Genomic DNA, 21,471 nt, shown 5'->3' with positions numbered 1-21,471 from the left:
GTCAGGGCGTCCGACCGGCCAGCCGGAGCAACGTCTCCAGGTCCGAGCCCGGCGCGTCGCCGGGGGCCGGCGGGTCGAAGAACGGGACTCCCCCGAACCCGAGCGGCAGGGCGTTCTCCGGCCAGACGCGCAGCGCGAACGCCGCCAGGTCCGGCTCGCAGGACTCGTCGAGCCCGAGCGCGCGGGCCAGGTCCCAGGTGTGGACGACGACCTCGACGACCCGGATCTGCAGCAGGATCCGCCCTGGGATGTCGCCGGTCGAGAACGGGACGATCCGCTCCAGCGCCCCGGGCTCGGCGAACGCCGCGGCGCACAGCGACCGGTTCTCCTCCCAGGCCGGCAGCGCGCCGGTGACGAGGGCGTCGATCTGCCGCTCGGCAAGGAAGTCCTCCCGTGTGCCGCCGCGGACGAGGCGGCCGTACCGACCGCCGCCGATGACCACGTGGTTCACCAGGCGGTAGGTGTCCCAGTCGGTGCACGGGGTGGGCCGGTGCCAGTCGGACTCCCCGACCTCCCGCAGCCGCCGGTCGAAGCCGCGGTCCGCGGCGCTCAGGGCCCCCAACACGTTCATGTGATCAGCTTCGCCTCCAGCCGCCGGATCGCGAGCCAACAGGCTCCCGCGCCGAGCGCAATCAGGTACAGCAGGTGCAGCAGCAGCGAGGCGTCGACGGCACCCGTGGTGAGCCCCCGCAGCAGCGCGACGCCGTGGTACAGCGGCAGCACGCGGGCGAGCCAGGCGACCGGGTCCGGGTAGGTCGACAGCGGGGCGAAGGTCGCCGAGAACAGGAACATGGGCAGGACGCCGGTCATCACCCACTCGAAGTCCTGCCATCCGCGGATCAGCGACACCGCCGCCAGGCCGAGGGCCGCGAAGGTGAACCCGACCAGCAGCGCCGCCGGGAGCGCGAGGACCGCCCACCACGACGAGCACAGCCCCAGCGCGGCCATCACCGCGAGGAACGCCGCCGAGTAGGCGCCGCCGCGCATCAGCGTCCAGGTGATCTCGCCGATCGCGATGTCCCGAATGGTGATCGGGGTCGCGAGCACCGCCTCGTAGGCCTTCGACAGGTGCAGCTTGGCCATGATGTTGAAGCTCTCCATGACCGCGCCGTTCATCGCCGACGCCGCGAGCATGGCCGGCGCCACGAATTCGGTGTACTCCAGCGTCCGGCCGCCGGGACCCTCGACGTCGCCGACGAGATCGGCGATCCCGACACCGATCGAGAGCAGGTAGAACAGCGCCTCGAAGAACCCCCCGAGGATCACGAGCACGTGGCCGCGGAAGAACAGCGCGTTCCGCTCGACGACGTGCCGACCCGCCCCCAGCGCCGGCCGGCCGACGCGCGGAAGCGGCGGCAGCACCCGCCCCACCGTGGTCACGGCGCCAACCTCCGCCCGTACATCCGGACGGCGACGACGAAGCCGCCGATCGTCCACGCGAGCAGGTAGGCGACGTGCCCGAGACCCCCGGCGAACGACCCCTGCTCGAGCGCCAGGTCACGGCACAGGTCGACCCCGTGCCAGAGCGGCGTGAGGTACGCCAACTGCTCCACGCCCACCGGCAACTGCGATACCGGGAAGAACGCCCCGGAGAACAGCGACGTCGGCAGCACCACGAAGCGGTAGAACGCGGCGACGCTCATCTCGGTCCGCCGCGTGATCGCGAACGCTGCGACCGGCGCCGCGTGCGCCAGCCCGCAGAGCACCGCCGCCGGCACCGCCGCGAGGACCCACGGCGAGGAGAACGCACCGAACGACGCCGCCACCGCGGTGAAGACGCACACGGACGCGGTCAGCTTCAACGCGACGAACAGCAGGTGCCCCGTCAGCAGATCGCGCACGCGCAGGCGCGTGACCTGCTGCGCGGGGTAGGTCCCCCACCACCGCAGCGCACCGATGACGGGCCAGGAACTCTCCTCGAACCCCTGCTGCATCGCGGTCACGGCGAGGATGCCCGGCGCCAGGAACACCAGGTACTCGACGCCCTGCACACCGCCGGCCCCGACGTTGTCGTCGACCAGCGTCCCGACGCCGAATCCCAGCGCGGTGAGGTACAGCAACGGCGTCACGGTCATCGCGGTGAGCTGGGTGCGCCAGTGCCGCCGGTTGCGCAGCAGCCAGTACTCCATGGCCGGGACGGCCGGCCCGAGCAGCGTGCGCATCAGTCCACCAGCGTCCGGCCGGTGAGACGGAGGAACACGTCCTCCAGCGAGGAGCGCCGCACGAGGACAGAGGCGAGGTTGAGCTCGTGATGGTGCGTCACGGCCGCGGCGGTCGCGTCCCCGTCGTCGGTGTAGAGCAGCACGCGGTCCGGGAGGACTTCGATCCGCTGCGCCAGCGGTGCCAGCACCTCCGCGGGGCGGGCGGTCTCGCCGTCGGCCGGCCGGGCTTCGACGACCTCCCGCGTCGAGTGCGTCGCGATCAGCTCCCGCGGGGATCCCTCGGCCGCGATCCGGCCGCCGTCCATCACGACGAGCCGGTCACACAGTTGCTCGGCCTCATCCATGTAATGGGTCGTCAGAATCAACGTCACACCCGAGCGTTTGAGCTGGAAGAGCCGCTCCCACACGACGTGCCGCGCCTGCGGGTCGAGCCCGGTCGTCGGCTCGTCGAGCAGCAGCAGCCGGGGTCGGTTCACCAGCGCCCGCGCGATCGTCAGGCGCCGCTTCATGCCGCCCGAGAGGGTGTCGACGCGCGAGTCGGCCCGGTCGGCGAGCTGGACGAACTCCAGCAGCTCGTCGGCCCGCGAGCGGCACTCCTTCCACGGCAGCCCGAAGTACCGGCCGTAGATGACGAGGTTGTCCCGGACGGTCAGCTCGCCGTCGAGGCTGTCCTCCTGCGGGACGACGCCCAGCCCGGCCCGGATCGCGGACCCCTCGACCGCCGGGTCCCGCCCGAGCACCCGGAGCAGCCCCGCGGTCGCGGGCGACGTGCACCCGATCATCCGCATCGTCGAGCTCTTGCCGGCCCCGTTCGGCCCGAGGAAGCCGAACGCCTCGCCCGCCCGGACCTCGACGTCGATCCCCGCCACGGCGACCCGGCGCTTCTCCCCCTCGCCGAACGCCTTGACCAGGCCGCGGGCGAACACCAGCGCCCCGGGCTGCGCGTCGACAGCGACCGCCGCCCGCTCGTCCCTGGTCCCGCTCACCGGGGCACGCTACCCGCGGCCGCCGAGACCCTGCTCCTCTGTTCCGCCGTCCGCCGCATGACCGGCCGCCCGCCGGGGGTAAGACCGGCGCATGGAGTGGAACGAGCAGCTGCGTGAGCAGCTCGAGTGGCACTGGAACGCCCAGCTCGACGAGACTTACGCCGCCTGGGTCGCCGGCGTGCGCACGTGGTCCACCGAGCAACTCGCCGCCCCCTGCGGCGAACCCGGGTACGAGGACTTCCCGTGCGCCGCCCTGGTCCTCCACATCAACCGCGAGGCGATCCACCACGGTGCCGAGATCGCCCTCCTCCGCGACCTCCACATCCGCCTCGGCTTCTGATCCCCGCCCACCACTGGAGATGTCGTCTCCATGGAGATGTCATCTCCACCGGAGCGCTGGTCAGGCGCGCGCGACGATCTCGCCGTGGGTGATGGAGAGCCAGCCGTCACCGGCGGCGGCCCACTCGGTCCACCCGGCGGAGATCGACTGCAGGTCCCGCTCGGTCGCGTAGCCGGAGTCCAGCGCCTGGGTCGCCATTGCCGAGGAGAGGATCCGGTCGGCCCACATGCCGCCCCACCAGGCGCGGTCGTCGGGGGTCGCGAAGCACCAGACGCTCGCGGTCGGGGTGATGTCGGCGAACCCGGCCGTCCGGGCCCAGGAGAGCAGGCGCCGGCCGGCCTCGGGCTCCCCGCCGTTCGCGACCGCGCAGCGCAGGTACAGCGCCATCCAGTCGTCGAGCGCCGGCGGTTTCGGGTACCACGCGAACGCCGGGTAGTCGCTGTCGCGCACGGCGACGATCCCGCCCGGCCGGGTCACCCGCCGCATCTCCCGCAGGGCCGCGACGGGGTCGGCGACGTGCTGCAGCACCTGGTGGGCGTGGACGACGTCGAAGCTGTCCTCCGCGAACGGCAGCGCGTGAGCGTCCCCGACGGCGAACTCGACGGCCACCTCGGCGCTGGGGAACCCGCGGCGCTCCGCCTCCGCCCGGCACAGGTCAAGCGCCTCGGGGGTCCGCTCCAACGCGGTGACCGACCCGACCCGCTCGCCGAGGTCGAGCGTCAGCGTCCCCGGACCGCAGCCCACGTCGAGGAGGAGCTGCCCCGGTTCCAGATACGGCAGCAGGTACGCGGCCGAGTTCCCCGCGGTCCGCCAGCGGTGGGAGCGCAGCACCGACTCGTGGTGGCCGTGCGTGTAGGTCATCGCGTCTCACTTTCTGAGATTGTTGTCTTACATTCTAAGACCCCAGGGGGCGGACCGCAGCCGGACCAGGCCTAGTGTCGGTGCCGCGGGGCAGGATGGAGCGGTGCCCCCCACCTCCGACCCGTTGGCCGGATTCGCGCCGGCGACCGCGGCGTGGTTCTCCGGTGCCTTCGAGGCGCCCACGGCCGCCCAGATCGGCGCGTGGGAGGCGATCACGTCCGGCCGGCACGCCCTGGTCGTCGCCCCGACCGGGTCCGGCAAGACGCTCGCCGCGTTCCTCTCCGCCCTGGACCGCCTGACGTCCACCCCGCCCCCCGCCGAGCGGGAACGACGCTGCCGCGTCCTCTACGTCTCGCCGCTCAAGGCGCTCGCTGTCGATGTCGAGCGCAACCTGCGCGCGCCGCTGGCCGGCATCCGGCAGGCCGCGCACCGCCTCGGGCTCCCGGAGCCGACGGTCGAGGTCGGCATGCGCACCGGCGACACCCCCGCCGACGAGCGCCGCAGGTTCGCCACCCGGCCGCCGGACATCCTCATCACCACGCCCGAGTCGCTCTTCCTGATCCTCACCTCGCGCGCCCGGGAGTCCCTCGCCGGCGTCGAGACCGTCATCGTCGACGAGGTCCACGCGGTCGCCGCCACCAAGCGCGGAGCCCACCTCGCCCTCTCCCTCGAACGCCTCGACGCCCTGCTGGAGAAGCCCGCCCAGCGGATCGGCCTGTCCGCCACCGTGCGACCGGTCGAGGAGGTCGCGCGCTTCCTCGGCGGCGCCGCCGAGACCGTCGTCGTCAAACCCCCGGCCGACAAGCAGTTCGACATCTCGGTCGTCGTCCCGGTCGAGGACATGCGCGAACTCGGCGTCCCCACCGCGGAGTTCGAGGGCTCCGCCGCGGGCGCCGAGCCGCGGACGTCGATCTGGCCCCACGTCGAGGAGCGCATCACCGACCTGATCGAGGCCCACCGCTCGACGATCGTCTTCTCCAACTCCCGGCGGCTGGCCGAACGTCTGACGCAGCGTCTGAACGAGGCCGCGCTCGAACGCGAGACCGGCGAGACGCTGCCACCCCCGGGTGAGACGAAGCCCCCCGCCCAGCTGATGGCGCAGAGCGGGGTCTCCCGCGGCGCTCCCGAGATCCTGGCCCGCGCCCACCACGGCTCGGTGTCCAAGGAGCAGCGGGCGATCATCGAGGACGAGCTGAAGACCGGCCGCCTCAAGGCGGTCGTCGCGACCTCGAGCCTGGAGCTCGGCATCGACATGGGCGCGGTCGACCTCGTCGTCCAGGTCGAGTCCCCGCCCTCGGTCGCGAGCGGTCTGCAGCGCATCGGTCGCGCCGGCCACCAGGTCGGCGCCGTCTCCCGCGGCGTCGTCTTCCCCAAGCACCGGGGCGATCTCGTCCAGACCGCCGTCGTCGCCGAGCGCATGATGGCGGCTCAGATCGAGGCCATCCGGATCCCGCGCAACCCGCTCGACGTCCTCGCCCAGCACGTCGTCTCGATGGTCGCGCTGGACGAGTGGTCCGCCGACGAGCTGCTCGCTCTCGTGCGCCGCGCCGCCCCGTTCGCCTCGCTCCCGCAATCCTCGTTCGACGCGGTCCTCGACATGCTCTCCGGCCGCTACCCCTCCGACGAGTTCGCCGAGCTACGACCGCGGCTGGTCTGGGACCGGGTCACGGGCACCCTGACCGGCCGCCCCGGCGCGCAGCGGCTCGCGGTCACCAGCGGCGGCACCATCCCCGACCGTGGCCTGTTCGGGGTGTTCCTCGTCGGGGAGAAGGCCTCCCGGGTCGGGGAGCTCGACGAGGAGATGGTCTACGAGTCCCGCGTCGGTGACGTCTTCACGCTCGGCTCCTCCAGCTGGCGGATCGAGGACATCACCCACGACCGGGTCCTGGTTTCGCCCGCCCCGGGCCAGCCCGGCCGGCTCCCGTTCTGGAAGGGCGACTCGATCGGCCGCCCCCTCGAGCTCGGCCGTGCCCTCGGCGGCTTCCTCCGCGAGCTCGCGCGCCTCGACGACGCCGCCGCTCGCGAACGCCTGGCGCGCTGCGGCCTCGACGACTGGGCGACGGACAACCTGCTCGTCTACCTCGCCGAACAGCGGGAGGCGACCACGCACGTCCCCGACGACCGCACGATCGTCGTCGAGCGCTTCCGCGACGAGCTCGGCGACTGGCGCCTCTGCGTGCACTCTCCCTTCGGCGCGCAGGTCCATGCGCCCTGGGCGCTGGCGATCGCCGGTCGGCTGCGCGAGCGCTTCGGGGTCGACGTCCAGGCGATGCACGCCGACGACGGCATCGTCCTGCGCCTGCCGGACATCGAGCTCGACGACCTCGACCTCCCGCACGGCCAGAGCCCGTCGGTGGTCCTCGACTCCGCCGAGGTCGACGCGCTGGTGACGGCCGAGGTCGGCGGCTCCGCACTGTTCGCCTCCCGCTTCCGCGAGTGCGCCGCCCGCGCCCTGCTGCTCCCGCGCCGCGACCCCGGCAAGCGGTCGCCCCTGTGGCAGCAGCGGCAGCGATCGGCCCAGCTGCTGTCGGTTGCATCTGAGTACGCGTCATTTCCTATCCTGCTCGAGACGATGCGCGAGTGCCTGCAGGACGTCTTCGACGTCCCCGGCCTCGTCGAGCTGATGACCGACATCGAGAACCGCAAGGTGCGCGTCGTCGAGGTCGAGACCTCGTCACCCTCCCCGTTCGCTCGGTCGCTCCTCTTCGGCTACGTCGCCGCGTTCCTCTACGAGGGCGACTCCCCGCTCGCCGAGCGCCGCGCGGCCGCCCTCGCACTCGACTCCGCGCTGCTCGCCGAACTCCTCGGCCAGGCCGACCTGCGCGAACTGCTCGACGTCGGCGCGGTCGAGACCGTCGAGATCGAACTGCAGCGCCTCACCGCGGAGCGCAAGGTCAAGGACCTCGAGGGCATCGCCGACCTGTTGCGCCTGCTCGGCCCGCTGACGACCGCCGAGGTGATCGCGCGCGTGGTCGACGGCAACGAGGCCGAGGTCCCCCGCTGGCTCGCCGCGCTCGAAGAAGCCCGGCGCGCCATCCGGGTCCGGATCGCCGGCGCCGAGCAGTGGGCCGCGATCGAGGACGCCGGCCGCCTGCGCGACGCCCTCGGCGCCCCGCTGCCCGTCGGCGTGCCCGAGGCGTTCACCGAGCCCGTCCGCGACCCGCTCGGCGACCTGGTCGCCCGCTTCGCCCGCACCCACGGCCCGTTCCCGGTGGCGGACGTCGCCGCCCGCTTCGGCCTCGGCAGCGCCGTGGCCCGCGGTGCCCTCGCCCGGCTCGCCGCGACCGGCCGCGTCGTCGAGGGCGAGTTCCGCCCCGGCGGCAGCGGCACCGAGTGGTGCGACGCCGAGGTGCTGCGCCGCCTGCGCCGGCTCTCGATCGCCCGGCTGCGGCAGGAGATCGAGCCCGTCGAGCACACCGCGCTCGCGCGGTTCCTCCCCGCCTGGCAGCACGTCGGCGCCGACTCCCTTCGCGGGGTCGACGGCGTGCTGCGCGTCGTCGAGCAGCTCCAGGGCGCCGCGGTGCCGGCCTCGGCGCTCGAGCGGTTGATCCTGCCCGCCCGGGTCGTCGGCTACTCCCCCGCGATGCTCGACGAACTCACCGCCGCCGGCGAGGTCCTCTGGGCCGGCCACGGGTCGCTGCCCGGCGACGACGGCTGGGTCTCCCTGCACCTCGCCGACACCGCCGAGCTGCTGCTGCCCGAGCTCGACCCGGAGACCGAGGGAGGCGAACTCCACCGCGCCGTCCTCGACGCCCTCGACGACGGCCACGCCCTGTTCTTCCGTCAGCTCTCCGATCGGGTCGGCTCCACCGACACAGGGCTCGTCGACGATGGCGCGCTGGTCGCCGCGATCTGGGACCTGGTCTGGTCCGGCCGGCTCACCAACGACACCCTCGCCCCGCTGCGGACGCTGATCGGCGGCCGCGGCGCGCACCGCGCCCGCAAGGCCCCGACCCCGCGGGCCCGTTATGGACGGCCCGGCCGCGCGGCACTCGGCAAGCCGGCGATGCCGACGCGCACCGGTCCCCCGACCGTCGCCGGCCGGTGGTCGCTGCTGCCCAACCGCGAGCCGGACCCGACCCGCCGCGCGCAGGCCGCCGCCGACGCCCTGCTCGACCGCCACGGCGTTCTCACCCGCGGCGCGGTGGTCGCCGAGCGGACGCCCGGCGGGTTCGCCGCGACCTACCGCGTGCTCGCCGCGTTCGAGGAGGCCGGCCGCTGCCGTCGCGGCTACTTCGTAGAGGGCCTCGGCGCCGCGCAGTTCGCGATGACCGGCGCCGTCGACCGCCTCCGGGCCACCCCGCGCGAGGACGCCAAGCGCCGCGGCCAGGCCCTCGTCCTCGCGGCGACGGACCCCGCCAACCCGTACGGCGCCGCACTGCCGTGGCCGGAACGTCCGACCGCCACCGCGCACGGGGAGGTGGCCTCCGGTCACAAGCCCGGCCGCAAGGCGGGAGCGCTCGTCGTCCTCGTCGACGGGGAGCTCGTCCTCTACGTCGAGCGCGGCGGGAAGTCGTTGCTGTCGTGGATCTCCCCGGAGGCCGACGGCTCCTACGACGGCGCGGCCGAGAAGCTGCAGCCCGCCGTCGACGCCCTCGCACTCGCTGTGCGGGAGGGCGCACTCGGCAAGCTCACCGTCGAGCGGGCCGACGGCGCCTCGGTGCTGAACTCCCCGCTCGGTTCCGCCCTCTCCGCCGCCGGGTTCTCCGCGACCCCGCGCGGGCTGCGGCTGCGCGGGTAGGCGCGCGTGCCCGAGGGCGACACCGTCTTCCTCGCCTGCAAGCGCCTTCACCAGGCGCTCGCCGGGCAGCCGGTCACCGCGAGCGACTTCCGCGTCCCCCAGCTCGCCACCGCGGACCTGTCCGGCGCGACCGTCCTCGAGGTCGTCCCCCGCGGCAAGCACCAGCTGCTGCGCTTCTCCCCCGCCGACCGCGACGCCGACGGCGAACCGCTGACCCTGCACACCCACTTCAAGATGGACGGGACCTGGCACCTCTACCGCCCGGGTGCGACGCGCAAGGGCGGGCCCGACTTCCAGGTCCGCGTCGTGCTGACGACGCCGGACTGGGAGGCCGTCGGGTACCGGCTGCCGGTCGTCGAACTGATCCCGACCGCCCAGGAGCACACGGTCGTCGGGCATCTCGGGCCCGACCTGCTCGGACCCGACTGGGACCTCGACGAAGCGTTACGCCGTTTGGGTAGTGCGCCCGAACGCACGATCGGCGAGGCCCTGCTGGACCAACGCAACCTCGCCGGGATCGGCACGCTCTATCGCGCCGAGACGCTGTTCCTGTCGGGCATCCACCCCCGCACCCCGGTCGCCGCGGTCCCCGACCTCCGCGCCGTCGTCGAGCGCGCGCGGCGACTGCTCGAAGCCAACAAGGACCGGCCGGACCAGTCCACGACCGGCGACCTGCGCCGCGGCCGCACCGCCTGGGTGTTCGAGCGGGCCCGTCAGCCGTGCCGGCGGTGCGGCACGCGGATCCGCGAGGAGGCGTTCGGCCCCCGCGGTCAGGAGCGCAAGGCGTACTGGTGCCCACGTTGTCAGCCACAGAAAGTCGCCGAACCTTCCCGGAGCGTCACTGGCGATCACGGGCCTTCCTTGAGACCCTGAGGCATGCGGTGGGTGGTCGACACAGCGGACCCTCACCAGGTCCGAGCCGCCCAACGGGCGTTATGTGACCTTTTGCGTCGTGCCGACGGTGAGGACGACGATCTCGACGCCGCCCAACTCATCCTCTCCGAGCTCGTCGGCAACGTCGTCGCCCACGCCCCCGGGCCGGCCGTCATCGAGCTCGACTGGCAGCCGGCGCACCCGACGCTGACGATCGCCGACTCCGGCGCCGGGTTCGTCGCGGTGCCGACCCTGCCCGCCGATCCCCTCGCCGAGGGCGGGCGCGGGATGTTCATCGTGAACTCCCTCGCCCAGGACGTCCGGATCCACTCGAACGGGTCGGGCACACGGATCGAGGTCGACCTGCCCTGGTCCGCGCCGCCGCGGGTGCCGGGCCCCGGCTCCGCCGAGGGATCCCTCGGCCCGCTGCGCGCGGCGCACCGCCTCGCGCTCGCGCTCCAGCAGGCCGACGGCCCGCCGGCGTTCTACGACGAGGCCGTGGCGACCATCGTCGAGCTGCTCGGCGTCGACCGCGCCTCGCTGCTGCTCTTCGACGACGACGGCGTCTGCCGCTTCAAGGCCTGGCGCGGGCTTTCGGCCCAGTACCGGCAGGCCGTCGAGGGCCACAGCCCGTGGGGTCCCGAGGACGTCGACGCCCGGCCGATCCTGGTGCCCGACGTCGTGGCCGACCGCGCCTGGGACGCCTACCGTCCGGTGTTCGACGCCGAGGGCATCCGGGCACTTGCGTTCGTCCCGCTGGTCCACCGCGACCGGGTGGTCGGCAAGTTCATGCTCTACTACCGCAACGCGCACGAGTTCGACTCGGCCGAGCTCGCGGTCGCGGAGGTCCTCGCCTCGCACGTCGCCCTGGCGCTCGAGCGGCGCGCGGCCGAGAGAGATCTGACCCGGCAGCAGGAACACCTGCAGCTCGCACTCGCCGCCGGCGACCTCGGCACGTGGGACTGGGAGATCCCGACCGATCGCCTGGAGTGGTCCGCGTCGCTGGAAGCAATCCACGGCCTGTCCCCGGGCGCCTTCGCCGGGACGTTCGAGGCCTTCCAGGCCGACGTGCACCCCGAGGACCAGCCCCTCGTCCTCGCGGCCGTCCAGGCCGTCCTCGCCGGCGAGAGCGACGATCAGTACGCGGTCACCTACCGGATCGTGCTCCCCGACGGGACGCACCGCTGGGTCAGCGCCACCGGTCAGTTGCTCCGCGACGCCGACGGTCGGCCCGAGCGCCTCCTCGGCGTCTGTGGCGACGTCACCGAGCAGCGCCGCCTCCTCGCCGCCGAACGCGCCGCGGGCGCCCGGCTCGCGACCCTGCAACGCATCACCGCCGAACTGTCGCGGGCCGTCGGCGTCGACGACGTCGCCGACGTCGTCCTCGGTCTGGCCCTCGAGGAGCTCGGCGCCTCGACCGGGTCGCTGTGCATGATCGACGGCGACCACCTGCGGATCGCCCGCGCCGTCGGCTACGGCACCGAGGTGCTGGACTACTGGGAGCGCTTCTCCCTCGACGACGACCTGCCCGCCGCGCAGGCGGTTCGCACCGCGCGGCCGGTCTACCTCGGCGGCAAGCTCGACCAGCAGTCGCGGTACCCGGCCTTCGACGACGCCCCGCTGGTCGGAGCCGGCTCGCTCGCCGTGCTGCCGCTCGTCATCGACGGCATCCCGCTCGGGGCCCTCGTCATCGGGTTCACCGACACCCGCGATTTCTCGACCGACGACCAGGCCCTGTTCTCCTCGCTCGCCAGCCAGTGCGCCGCGGCGATCGCTCGTGCCGACCTCTACGAGGAACGCGAGCGCGCCCGCGCCGCCGCCGAACGGTCGCGCGCCCGGCTGTCGTTCCTCGCCGAGGCTTCCGCCGAGCTCGGCACCTCGCTCGACTACCAGGCCACGCTCAAGCGCGTCGCCGAGCTCGCGGTGCCGCGCCTGGCCGACGTCTTCACCCTCCACCTGCTCGAAGGCAGCCGCATCTCGCTCGTCGGGCTCGCGACGTCCGAGGCCGACCACCTCGAGCCCCTGCGCGAGGCGCTGTTGACCCGCCCGCCCGCCCTGGAGGACGAGACCGGCACCGGGGCCGTTCTGCGCACCGGCGAGCGCGTGGTCTTCCGCCCCGTGTCCGACGACCTCTGGCAACGCTTCCGCGGCGACCACCCCGACCGGTTCCGGGCCCTCGAGCTCTCGGCCGGTGCGGTCGTTCCGCTGGTGGCGCGGGGCCGCACGATCGGCGCGCTCGGCTTCGCGGTGCGGGCCGGCCGCGAGTTCGACGACGAGGGTCTGCTCCTCGCCGAGGAACTCGCCGCCCGCGCGGGTGCCGCGATCGACAACGCCCGCCTGTTCCACCAGCGCACCACGGCCCTGCGCACCCTGCAGTCGAGCCTGCTCCCGCCCCAGCTGCCGCGCATCGCCGGCCTCGACCTCGGCGCGTGTTACTCGGCCGGCAGCGCCGGCCTCGACGTCGGCGGCGACTTCTACGACGTCTTCCCGCTGTTCGGCAACCGCCACCTCGTCCTGCTCGGCGACGTGTGCGGCCGCGGGGTCGAGGCGGCCAACACCGCGCTGCTGATCCGGCACGTCACGCGCGCGGCGGCGGTCAACCTCCGCAGCCCGGCCGCGATCCTCAACCACCTGAACGAGGTGCTGCTCCGCCACGGCGACGCCGACGGCGACGACCCCCGCTTCTGCACCGTGGTCGTGGCGGTCGTGCACCCGCGCCCGGACGGGACGGTCTCGGTCACCCTCACCCTCGGCGGGCACCCCGAGCCGCTGCTCCGCGACGGCGCCGGCGACCTGCGGCCCGTGGGCGAACCCGGCTCGGTGGTCGGCGCCACCGAGGACGTCTCGTTCACCGACACCCGCGTCCTGCTCCGCCCCGGCGAGAAGCTGATCTGCTTCACCGACGGCGCCACCGAACGGCGCCGCGGCAACGAGTTCTTCGGCGACGACGGCCTCGCCGCCGTCCTGCGCACGGTGACCGGAAACGCCGACGCCGTCGCGTCCGGGGTCGTCGACGCCGTCACTGGCTTCGCCCCGACCGAGCTCGGCGACGACCTCGCCGTGCTCGTCCTCGGGCCGGCGTCACCGGAAGCCTGACGGCCGAAATCCTGACAGTCCGTCAGGCTCTCTGCTCAGTCGAAGATGTCCGGCTGCTCGCGGGAGATGCGTTCCCAGATCGGCTGGAACTGGAACCAGCCGGCGAACTCGTAGCCGACGACGTCGTAGGTCTGCTTGGCCGCCTCCGGGGAGATCTGACGGGGCGGACGGCCGAGCCCGGCCGCCGCGGCGTAGGCGTTGAGCTGGCACTGCGCGGTGCGCTCGAGGGTGAGGAACCACCACGCGGCGCTGTCGACGCTGGTCCCGACGGTCAGCATCCCGTGGTTGCGGAGGATCACGGCCTTGCGAGTCCCGAGCGCCGCGGCGATCCGGCGTCCCTCCTCGGAGTCGAGCACGACACCGGTGAAGTCGTCGTAGACGCCGATGTCGTCGTGGAACGCGCAGGCGTCCTGCGTCAGCATCTCGATCGACATCTCCAGCGACGACAGCGTCTTGCCCGCCGGACCGTGGGCGTGCGCCGCCGCGAGGACGTCCGGCCGCGCCGCGTGCACGGCGCAGTGGATCGCGACCGCGGCGCCGTTGACCATCCGGCCGCCCTCGACGACGCGGCCGTCCTCGTTCACCCGCACGAGGTCCGAGCTGCGGATCTGCGAGAAGTGCGTTCCGAACGGGTTCACCCAGAACGTGTCCGGGGCCTCGGGGTCGCGCACGGTGATGTGCCCGGCAACGCCCTCGTCGAGCCCGGCGCGGGAGAACATCCGGAACGCCGCCGCGAGCTTGGCCTTGCGGTGGGCGCGTTCCTCCGCCGGCGTCGCGAAGCTCGGCGGCCGGGCGACCGAGAGCGGATTGCCGTGGACGTCGGTGGTCGCGGCGTTGGTCGGAACCTGCTCGGTCGTGGTCTCGGTCGCCGTCACGGTGCCTCCTCGCAGCAGAGGCCTCCCATCCTCCCCCGATTCCGCGGCGCCGTCACGGTGCGTCCCGGTCGGCGTTCGGGGCGGCGTTCGGGGCGGCGTTCGGGGCGGCGTTCCGGGCACGCTTCCCCGGGTACGGTCCGACCATGGCGCTCGCGACGTGGAAGGACTTCTGCATCGACGCGGTCGACGCGCACCGCCTCGGCGCGTTCTACGCGGCCGCGCTCGGGCTCGACCTGGAGCTGGAGGAGACCGACGCGGTGCTGCGCGGTCCCACGCCGGCGCACACGGTCTGGATCAACCAGGTCCCGGAGGGCCGGGCCGCGAAGAACCGGGTGCACCTCGACGTGCACACCGGCGACGTCGCCGAACTCGTCGCCCGCGGCGCGACGGTCGTCAACGACACCGACTTCCGCTGGACCGTGATGCTCGACCCGGAGGGGCAGGAGTTCTGCGCCTTCGTCCGCGAGGAGCCGCCTGCGTACCGGCTCTACGAGATCTGCGTCGACACCACGCCCGGCCCGCCGACCGCGGCCATCACGCGGTGGTGGGCGAACGTCTTCGGCGTCGAACCTCAGACTGAGGACGGCCAGGACTGGTCGTGGCTCGGCGACGTCCCCGGCCTGCCCTGCGAGGGGTTCTGCTTCGTGGACGTCCCCGAGCCCAAGACGGTGAAGAACCGCGTGCACTGGGACGTCGTCGGCGACACCGGGGCGCTCCTCGCCGTCGGCGCGACGCTGGTCCTGCCGAAGGGCGAGGGCCGCCGCTGGGACGTCCTCGCCGACCCCGACGGCAACGAGTTCTGCGTGTTCGCGCAGGGTTGACCGGCATCGGCCCGGGTAAGCCGAGCATGCGTGAGCGATTCCCCACCCGACACCGAGCATCCCAGCGGTGACGCCGACAGCGTCGACATCACGTCGCTGATCCTCGACGACCACAACACGTTCCGGCGCGCGTTCGCGGCGCTCGACGACCTGCAGGGTCCCGACGTCGATTCCGCCGGGTTGGAGCAGCGCCTGGCCGAGGTGTGGCAGCCCCTCGCGGACCTGCTCGACGTCCACGCCGTCGCGGAGGAGCAGATCTTCTACCCCGCGCTGCTCCGCAAGGGCGACGAGGGCGTGCCCGAGACCGTCGACGCGATCGGCGACCACAACGACATCCGCGATCCCGTCCGCGAGGCCGCGCAGTACCGCGTCGGCAGCACCGAGTGGTGGGACGCGGTGAATCGCGCGCGGGCGGCCAACACCCACCACATGGGCGAGGAGGAGGACGAGGCCCTCGCCGACTTCCGCCGGAACTCGACCCGCGCGCAGCGCGCCGACCTCGGCCGCCGCTTCGCCGAGTTCAAAGCCACCCACACGGTCGACGACCTCGACACCTCCGACCAGGACCCCCAGCGCTACGTGGCCGAGCACCTGCCCGGCCCGCCCGACGTCTCCCTGCGGATTGGCAGCCTTCGATGACCGACCATCTCCTCCGGAATCTCGCGCCGATCCCGGACACCGCCTGGAAGCTGATCGACGACGAGGCCAAGGAGCGCCTCACGCCGAAGCTCGCGGCCCGGCGACTGGTCGACTGGAAGGGCCCGAGGGGATGGGGCCACTCGGCCACCAATCTCGGTCGCGTACGCCGGCTCGCGCCCGCCGGCGACGCCGCGCGGGGCGAGGAGGTCGACCAGCGAATGGTGCTGCCGGTGACCGAGTTCCGGGTCCCGTTCACCGTGAAGCGCGCCGAGATCGCCGACGCCGCCCGCGGCGCCGTCGACCTCGACCTCGACGACCTGGCCCGCGCGGCCGCCCGGGCGGCGGAGTGCGAGAACACCGCCGTCCTGCACGGGTGGGCGACCGCCGGGATCGTCGGCCTCACCGAGGCGAGCACGCACGACCCGCTCCCGCTCGGCGAGGACGCGATGAGCCTCCCGCACACCGTCGCCGTCGCGGTCGACCGCCTGCGCTGCGCGGGCATCGAGGGCCCGTACGCACTGGCGATCGCGCCGGCCGGGTACACGCGCATCGTCGAGACCACCGAGCAGGGCGGACACCCGCTTCTCGACCACCTGCGCCAGATCCTCGGCGGGGACGTCATCTGGGCGCCCGGCGTCGAGGGCGCCGTGGTGCTGTCCCGCCGCGGCGGTGACTTCGTCCTCGACGTCGGCCAGGACCTCGCGATCGGGTACCGGACGCACGACGCGGAGACCGTCGAGCTCTACCTGGAGGAGAGCTTCTCCTTCCGCGTCATCGAACCCGACGCGGCACTCGCCCTGCGCTGACCGCCGGCCAGGAGCGGACGAACACCCTCTGAGCAGGGACGATCACGCTCCGCGGACCGGTTTCACCGTCTGCAGGCGACGGTGCCCCGATCGGGTGAATTATCCTCGGCTGTTCGCGTGGCGGGCTCGCCGCGCACCGGATCCAGTGGTTACCTCGCGCCGTGAACAGTGCCCGCCAGCCTGCTGACGACCTGGTCGACATCACCGACCTCATCCTCACCGAGCACGACTCGTTCCGCCGGGGCTTCGCGGCGCTCGACAAGGTGGTGGGTCCGGACGTCGACCCCGTTCTCCACGCGCGTCGCCTGACCGAGGTCTGGCTTCCCCTCGCCGAGCACCTGGAGCGGCACGCCGCCGCCGAGGAGGAGGTCGTCTTCCCGGCCCTGCTGCGGTTCGGCAGCAACGCCGAGCACGAGACGCTGGACGCCGTCGGCGATCACAACGACATCCGCGACGCCGTCCGCGAGGCGGCCCGGCACCCGGCGGGCACCCCGGACTGGTGGAAGGCCGTCGATCGGGCCCGGGCCGAGAACTCCCACCACATGACCGAGGAGGAGGACGAGGCGCTGCCCGACCTGCGTCGTCACACGACGCGCGAGCAGCGCCTCGAGATCGGCCTCGCGTTCATCGAAGCTCTGGCGCGGTTGCGGGACCGCCCGCCGGCCGGGAACACCGACCCCCGCGAGTTCCTGGCCCGGCACCGCCAGCGCGGCAGTACCGAGCCCGCCCGGCCGAGCTGAGCCGGCAGCGGGTTCAGCGCCAGGCCCAGCGTCAGGCCAGCGTCAGGCCAGCGTCAGGACGCGTTCTCCGCCTGCCACATCCACGCGGACTTCTCGAGCTCCGCGAGCAGCTGGATCAGCAGGTCCTCGCTGACCGGGTCGGCCTCGCCCACCTCGGGCAGCCGGGTGCGCACGCGATCGATCAGCGCGGTGTGGAGCTCGACGATCTGCCCCACGAGGGCGTCGTCCTTCAGCCAACCCTCGTCGAGCTGGGGCAGGCCGGTCTCCCGCGCGACCGTGGCGGAACGGCCGTCGGGCGAGACCCCGATCGCGGCGAGCCGCTCGGCGACGAGGTCGGTGTAGTTGCGGGCGGTCGTGACGACCTCGTCGAGCTGGAGGTGCAGCGGGCGGAAGCGCGGACCGATCAGGTTCCAGTGCGCCTGCTTCGCGAGCAGCGAGAGGTCAATGAGGTCGACAAGGGTCTCCTGCAGCGCCTCGCCCACGGTCTTCCGGGCCTGGTCGGGCAGGGCACTCGCAATGGCGTACGACATGGTTGGACGTACTCCTTCCGGTTTCGCGTTGTCCCGATACAACGCTTCCCGGACCGGCGATAGTCCACGCCCGGAGGTACCGGGTCGTGTCTTTGGTCACGCGGCGGCGACGACCTCGGGACGGTCGCTGGCGACGGGCGCGGAGACGGACTCGAGCGAGCGGACGTTCGCCGTGGTGGCGAGCTCGGCGGCCGCGAGCGAGTCGCTGACCTCGCGCATGAGGTCGGACATCCGGACCCCGAGGGCGTCGCAGATCGCCGCGAGCAACTCGGACGAGGCCTCCTTCTGGCCGCGCTCGACCTCGGAGAGGTAGCCCAGCGACACCCGGGCTTCCGTGGAGACCTCACGCAGGGTCCGGCCCTGGTCCTGCCGGCGCTGCCGCAGAACGTCCCCGAGAAGGCGACGAAGGAGGATCACACGCTCACGGTACCCGCCGAGGGCCGGTCCAGGCGACGTGTCGTGCACGTGTTCCTCCCAGGGCCGAATTCGCCCCCCGGTCCGGTCCTCCCGTCCGTCCGCTCCTTCGTCACGGAGCGTGAACGGCTCAGGCGTCCCGGGGAAGTCCGAGCAGCTCTCGCCGCAGCAGGTCCAGCGCGGCGAGCACGGTGAGTCGCCGGACGAAGTCCCGCCGTGGCGGCAGGTCCCGGCGGCGGGCGTGCGCCCCGTTCGGCCCCGCCAGCGCCAGGAAGACCGCTCCCGGCGGGTAGTCGCCGACCGGGTCCGGCCCCGCCACCCCGGTGGTCGCGAGGCCGTAATCGGCGCCGAACTTCTCCCGCACCCGCTCGGCGAGCTGGATCGCGACGTCCGCGTCGACCGGACCGCGCTCGGCGAGCAGCGCGGCGTCGACACCGAGGTCCGCCTTCGCCGCGGTGGCGTAGACCAGCACCCCGCCGAGGAACACCGCCGACGAGCCCGGCAGGTCGGTCAGGGCGGCACCGAGCAGCCCGCCGGTGAGGGACTCGGCGACCGCGACCGTCGCGCCCGCCTCCAGCAGCAGCCGTTGCGTCACGGCCTCCAGGGGCGCTCCGTCGCGCGAGTACACCGCGTGTCCCACTGCGTCGACGATGGCGCCCTCGGTGGCCGCGACGGCCTCGGCCGGGCCGCTGAGGCGGACCCGGACGTCGCCGCTGTCGGCGAGGTAGGCGAACCGGACCCCGGTCGCCTCGCCCGCGCGCTGGATCTCCGCGAGCGCGGCCGCGATCGCCGACTCCCCGACCAGCGCCACGCGCAGCGTCGCCGTGACCGGCCGGGGGCCGGGCGCGAGATCGGCCAGCAGCGGCGCGACGGAGGCGTCGAGCATCGCCTGCAACTCCCCCGGCACGCCGGGCAGCGCGAGGACGAGTGCGCCGTCGATCCGCAGCTGCAGCCCGGGGGCGCTGCCCCGCGGGTTCGGGATCAGCGTCGCGCCGTGCGGCACGTCGGCCTGCCGCAGCGCGAGCTCCGGCATCGGGATGTTCCACTCCGCGTACCGGTCCGCCAGCGACTGCACGACCCCGGCGTCGACGTCGAGCCCGACGCCGGCCGCCCGCGCCAGCGCGTCCCGCGTGAGGTCGTCGGAGGTCGGACCGAGACCGCCGGAGCAGAGCACGACGTCCGCGCGGGCGGCGGCGGCGCGCACGGCCGCGACGATCTCGTCGAGGTCGTCGGAGACGTCGCAGACCACCGACAGACCCAGCCCGACCGAGGCCAGGGAGTCCGCCACCCGCGCGACGTTGCTGTTGAGCACGAGCCCGGACAGCAGCTCGTCGCCGACCGTGATGAGCTCGACGCGGGTCACCGGCGCTCGTCCGCCCCGGATCGGGCGGCCCGCCCCGCCCGTGCCTCGGCGCGGGACTCACGGCGCAGACGCAGCGCCCGGAACACGTAGTCCGCGCCGGTCGCGAGGGCGATGACCACCGCCGCCGTCATCAGCGCGGTGGCGAGGTCCTGCAACAGCCCGGTGAACGGCAGCACGTACAGCCCGATCGCGACACCGAGCACGAGCGATTTCAGCTTGCCGCCGCGGCTGGCGGGGATCACGCCGTGCCGGATCACCCAGAAGCGCAGCAGCGTCACGCCGATCTCGCGGACGAGGATCACGATCGTGACCGCCCAGGGCAGCTCGTCCATCGACGAGAGCACGATCAGCGCCGAGCCGGTGAGCGCCTTGTCGGCGATGGGGTCGGCGATCTTCCCGAAGTCGGTCACGAGCCCGTAGCGCCGCGCGAGCTTGCCGTCGAGCGAGTCGGTGAACGACGCGACGGCGAACACGCCCCAGGCCGCCCAGCGCCAGCCCTCGGACTCCCCGTCCTCGTGCAGCAGCACGACGAGGAAGACCGGGACGAGCAGCAGCCGCAGGAGCGTCAGGAGGTTCGCGATGTTCCACGTGCCGGCGGGCGCGACCGGGTCGGCCAGATGATCCGGGCGACCGGGCTCGACCTCGGCCGGCGTGGGTTCGAACATGTCAGGAGGCCTCGGTCACCGTGGCGATCAGGTCGACGCCGTCGGTCCCCACGACCGTGGCCGTCACGATCTGCCCGACCTCGGGCTCCCCTCCGATCAGGACCGTGCTGCCGTCGACCTCCGGGGCCTGGTGCGCGGCGCGCCCCTCGGCCGAGGCCTCGCCGTGCTCGTCGGCCCCCGGGTAGCGGAACGCGTCGTTCTCCTCGACCAGCACGGAGACGACCTCGCCGACGCGGTCCTCGGCGCGGGCGTTGGTGAGCTCCTCGACGAGCCGCGTGATGTGCTCGACGCGTGCGCGGACCTCGTCGGGGTCGACCTTGCCGTCGAAACCGGCGGCCTCGGTCCCGTCCTCGTCCGAGTACCCGAACACCCCGACCGTGTCGAGGCGCGCACCGAGAAGGAACCGCTCGAGCTCACGAAGGTCGGCCTCGGTCTCGCCCGGGAAGCCGACGATGACGTTGGTGCGGATGCCCGCGTGCGGCGCGCGGGCGCGGATCTGCTCGATCAGGCCGAGGAACCGGTCCGTGTCGCCGAAGCGGCGCATGCGCCGCAGCACGTCCGCCGAGGAGTGCTGGAACGACAGGTCGAAGTACGGCACGACCTTCGGGGTCGCCGTGAGTGCCTCGACCAGCGAGGGCCGCATCTCCGCCGGCTGCAGGTAGTTCGCGCGGATCCGCTCGATGCCCTCGACCTCGGCCAGCTTCGGCAGCAGCAGCTCGAGCAGGCGCAGCTCGCCGAGGTCCTTGCCGTAGGACGTCGAGTTCTCCGAGACCAGCACGAGCTCGCGGACCCCGGACTCGGCGAGCCAGGCGGCCTCGGCGAGCAGTTCGGCGGGCCGGCGGGAGACGAACGCGCCGCGGAACGACGGGATCGCGCAGAACGAGCAGCGCCGGTCGCACCCGGACGCGAGCTTGAGCGGGGCGACCGGGCCGCCCTCCAGGCGGGCGCGCAGCGGGCGCGGGCCGGACGCCGGGCCGGTCCAGGCCGAGAGCTCCTCGACCGCGGTCGTCGGGGCGGCGGCCTGCCGCTCGACGGGCGAGATCGGCAGCAGCGCCCGGCGGTCGCGCGGGACGTGGGGGGCGTGCGTGTCGCCGCGCATCGCGGCCTGCAGCCGCTCGGAGATCGCGCTGTAGTCGTCGAAGCCCAGTACGGTGGCCTCGGGCAGGGCGTCGGCCAGTTCGGTGCCGTAGCGCTCGGCCAGGCACCCCACGGCGACGACGGCCCGGGCCTTGCCACCGTCCTTGAGGTCGGCGGCGGCGAGCAGGGTGTCGATCGAGTCCTTCTTGGCCGCCTCGACGAAGCCGCACGTGTTGACCATCACCACGTCGGCGTCCTCGGCCTCCGCGGTCAGCGTCCAGCCGTCGGCGGCGAGGCGGCCCGCGAGCTCCTCGGAATCCACCTCGTTGCGCTGGCAGCCCAGTGTCACGAGGGCGACGGTGGGGGCCGCGGGCAGCGGCGGGCTCTCCGCCCGCGACGCGCGGCGACGCCGGGCGGCGCTCGGGCGGGGGCCCGCGTCGGCCGGTCGCGGGCGGCGCGAGCGGGGGGTCACGGGCTGCAAG

At 73.5% G+C, this 21,471-nt stretch carries 18 protein-coding genes and 1 pseudogene; 8 read left to right on the top strand and 11 right to left on the bottom strand.

The window, feature by feature from the left end:
* Position 1 precedes the first annotated feature (1 nt).
* The 4 genes from SPOPO_RS30475 to SPOPO_RS0118750 are packed head-to-tail and all read right to left on the bottom strand — an operon-like array spanning position 2 to position 3,148.
* Entirely contained in the window at positions 2–571 is a 570-nt protein-coding gene (locus SPOPO_RS30475) for a TIGR03086 family metal-binding protein (protein ID WP_019876537.1), read from the bottom strand.
* The gene (locus SPOPO_RS0118760) at positions 568–1,380 is read right to left on the bottom strand and encodes an ABC transporter permease (protein WP_019876536.1); all 813 of its coding nucleotides are present in this window, start codon (positions 1,378–1,380) and stop codon (positions 568–570) included. The genes SPOPO_RS30475 and SPOPO_RS0118760 overlap by 4 nt, the downstream gene beginning before the upstream one ends.
* Positions 1,377–2,162, bottom strand: a complete 786-nt coding sequence (locus SPOPO_RS0118755) for an ABC transporter permease (protein WP_019876535.1) — start codon at positions 2,160–2,162, stop codon at positions 1,377–1,379. The genes SPOPO_RS0118760 and SPOPO_RS0118755 overlap by 4 nt, the downstream gene beginning before the upstream one ends.
* Positions 2,162–3,148: an ABC transporter ATP-binding protein gene (locus SPOPO_RS0118750; RefSeq protein WP_019876534.1), complete on the bottom strand. Its 987-nt coding sequence runs from the start codon at positions 3,146–3,148 to the stop codon at positions 2,162–2,164. Before SPOPO_RS0118750 ends, SPOPO_RS0118755 begins: the two co-directional genes overlap by 1 nt.
* Positions 3,149–3,290: 142 nt before the next feature.
* Here SPOPO_RS0118750 and SPOPO_RS30470 point away from each other — a divergent pair.
* A pseudogene (locus tag SPOPO_RS30470) lies at positions 3,291–3,488 on the top strand (DinB family protein); the annotation flags it as partial.
* A 60-nt stretch (positions 3,489–3,548) separates the two neighbouring features.
* On the opposite strand, the gene SPOPO_RS0118740 reads toward SPOPO_RS30470, so the two are convergent.
* The gene (locus SPOPO_RS0118740) at positions 3,549–4,349 is read right to left on the bottom strand and encodes a class I SAM-dependent methyltransferase (RefSeq protein WP_019876532.1); all 801 of its coding nucleotides are present in this window, start codon (positions 4,347–4,349) and stop codon (positions 3,549–3,551) included.
* A gap of 103 nt (positions 4,350–4,452) precedes the next feature.
* Here SPOPO_RS0118740 and SPOPO_RS0118735 point away from each other — a divergent pair, with 103 nt between their 5' ends.
* The 3 genes from SPOPO_RS0118735 to SPOPO_RS0118725 are packed head-to-tail and all read left to right on the top strand — an operon-like array spanning position 4,453 to position 13,059.
* Positions 4,453–9,090 carry an ATP-dependent helicase gene (locus SPOPO_RS0118735; RefSeq protein WP_019876531.1) on the top strand — a complete coding sequence of 1,546 codons (4,638 nt, stop codon included), beginning with the start codon at positions 4,453–4,455 and terminating at the stop codon, positions 9,088–9,090.
* 6 nt (positions 9,091–9,096) lie between these two features.
* A complete protein-coding gene (locus tag SPOPO_RS0118730) occupies positions 9,097–9,963 on the top strand; it encodes an Fpg/Nei family DNA glycosylase (protein WP_019876530.1) in 867 nt (288 codons plus the stop codon).
* 3 nt (positions 9,964–9,966) lie between these two features.
* Entirely contained in the window at positions 9,967–13,059 is a 3,093-nt protein-coding gene (locus tag SPOPO_RS0118725) for a GAF domain-containing protein (RefSeq protein WP_084671259.1), read from the top strand.
* A 35-nt stretch (positions 13,060–13,094) separates the two neighbouring features.
* Here the strand turns inward: SPOPO_RS0118725 and SPOPO_RS0118720 are convergent, their stop codons facing one another.
* Complete coding sequence (locus SPOPO_RS0118720) at positions 13,095–13,934, bottom strand: class II aldolase/adducin family protein (protein ID WP_019876528.1); 840 nt, start codon at positions 13,932–13,934, stop codon at positions 13,095–13,097.
* A 143-nt stretch (positions 13,935–14,077) separates the two neighbouring features.
* Between SPOPO_RS0118720 and SPOPO_RS0118710 the strand changes: the two genes are divergently transcribed.
* From SPOPO_RS0118710 to SPOPO_RS30465, 4 genes are all read left to right on the top strand, one after another.
* Entirely contained in the window at positions 14,078–14,755 is a 678-nt protein-coding gene (locus SPOPO_RS0118710) for a VOC family protein (RefSeq protein WP_019876526.1), read from the top strand.
* Between the two features lie 30 nt (positions 14,756–14,785).
* Positions 14,786–15,394 (top strand): hemerythrin domain-containing protein, encoded by a 609-nt coding sequence (locus tag SPOPO_RS0118705; protein WP_019876524.1) that lies wholly within the window; start codon positions 14,786–14,788, stop codon positions 15,392–15,394.
* The gene (locus tag SPOPO_RS0118700; protein WP_019876522.1) at positions 15,391–16,200 is read left to right on the top strand and encodes a family 1 encapsulin nanocompartment shell protein; all 810 of its coding nucleotides are present in this window, start codon (positions 15,391–15,393) and stop codon (positions 16,198–16,200) included. The genes SPOPO_RS0118705 and SPOPO_RS0118700 overlap by 4 nt, the downstream gene beginning before the upstream one ends.
* Positions 16,201–16,361: 161 nt before the next feature.
* Positions 16,362–16,940, top strand: a complete 579-nt coding sequence (locus SPOPO_RS30465; protein ID WP_019876521.1) for a hemerythrin domain-containing protein — start codon at positions 16,362–16,364, stop codon at positions 16,938–16,940.
* A gap of 53 nt (positions 16,941–16,993) precedes the next feature.
* Here the strand turns inward: SPOPO_RS30465 and SPOPO_RS0118690 are convergent, their stop codons facing one another.
* The 5 genes from SPOPO_RS0118690 to rimO form a co-directional block, all read right to left on the bottom strand.
* Positions 16,994–17,470: a Dps family protein gene (locus SPOPO_RS0118690; RefSeq protein ID WP_019876520.1), complete on the bottom strand. Its 477-nt coding sequence runs from the start codon at positions 17,468–17,470 to the stop codon at positions 16,994–16,996.
* Positions 17,471–17,566: 96 nt separating this feature from the next.
* A complete protein-coding gene (locus SPOPO_RS30460; RefSeq protein ID WP_084671798.1) occupies positions 17,567–17,887 on the bottom strand; it encodes a helix-turn-helix domain-containing protein in 321 nt (106 codons plus the stop codon).
* A 127-nt stretch (positions 17,888–18,014) separates the two neighbouring features.
* Positions 18,015–19,247, bottom strand: a complete 1,233-nt coding sequence (locus tag SPOPO_RS0118680; protein WP_019876518.1) for a CinA family nicotinamide mononucleotide deamidase-related protein — start codon at positions 19,245–19,247, stop codon at positions 18,015–18,017.
* Positions 19,244–19,912 (bottom strand): CDP-diacylglycerol--glycerol-3-phosphate 3-phosphatidyltransferase, encoded by a 669-nt coding sequence (pgsA, locus tag SPOPO_RS30455; protein ID WP_019876517.1) that lies wholly within the window; start codon positions 19,910–19,912, stop codon positions 19,244–19,246. The genes SPOPO_RS0118680 and pgsA overlap by 4 nt, the downstream gene beginning before the upstream one ends.
* 1 nt (position 19,913) lies before the next feature.
* Positions 19,914–21,365: a 30S ribosomal protein S12 methylthiotransferase RimO gene (gene rimO / locus SPOPO_RS0118670; RefSeq protein WP_028984910.1), complete on the bottom strand. Its 1,452-nt coding sequence runs from the start codon at positions 21,363–21,365 to the stop codon at positions 19,914–19,916.
* Positions 21,366–21,471 lie beyond the last annotated feature (106 nt).

It is taken from the genome of Sporichthya polymorpha DSM 43042 (assembly GCF_000384115.1).
Classification (GTDB): Bacteria; Actinomycetota; Actinomycetes; order Sporichthyales; family Sporichthyaceae; genus Sporichthya; species Sporichthya polymorpha.
Note: the sequence above shows the minus strand (reverse complement) of the source record. Positions and strands in the feature narration are given on the sequence as shown.

What these genes read in the sequence shown, in the direction of transcription:
- SPOPO_RS30475 (WP_019876537.1), bottom strand. Translation starts at nt 571, where the DNA reads ATGAACGTGTTGGGGGCCCTGAGCGCCGCGGACCGCGGCTTCGACCGG.
- SPOPO_RS0118755 (WP_019876535.1), bottom strand. Translation starts at nt 2,162, where the DNA reads ATGCGCACGCTGCTCGGGCCGGCCGTCCCGGCCATGGAGTACTGGCTG.
- SPOPO_RS0118740 (WP_019876532.1), bottom strand. Translation starts at nt 4,349, where the DNA reads ATGACCTACACGCACGGCCACCACGAGTCGGTGCTGCGCTCCCACCGC.
- SPOPO_RS0118725 (WP_084671259.1), top strand. Translation starts at nt 9,967, where the DNA reads ATGCGGTGGGTGGTCGACACAGCGGACCCTCACCAGGTCCGAGCCGCC.
- SPOPO_RS0118710 (WP_019876526.1), top strand. Translation starts at nt 14,078, where the DNA reads ATGGCGCTCGCGACGTGGAAGGACTTCTGCATCGACGCGGTCGACGCG.
- SPOPO_RS0118700 (WP_019876522.1), top strand. Translation starts at nt 15,391, where the DNA reads ATGACCGACCATCTCCTCCGGAATCTCGCGCCGATCCCGGACACCGCC.
- SPOPO_RS0118690 (WP_019876520.1), bottom strand. Translation starts at nt 17,470, where the DNA reads ATGTCGTACGCCATTGCGAGTGCCCTGCCCGACCAGGCCCGGAAGACC.
- pgsA (WP_019876517.1), bottom strand. Translation starts at nt 19,912, where the DNA reads ATGTTCGAACCCACGCCGGCCGAGGTCGAGCCCGGTCGCCCGGATCAT.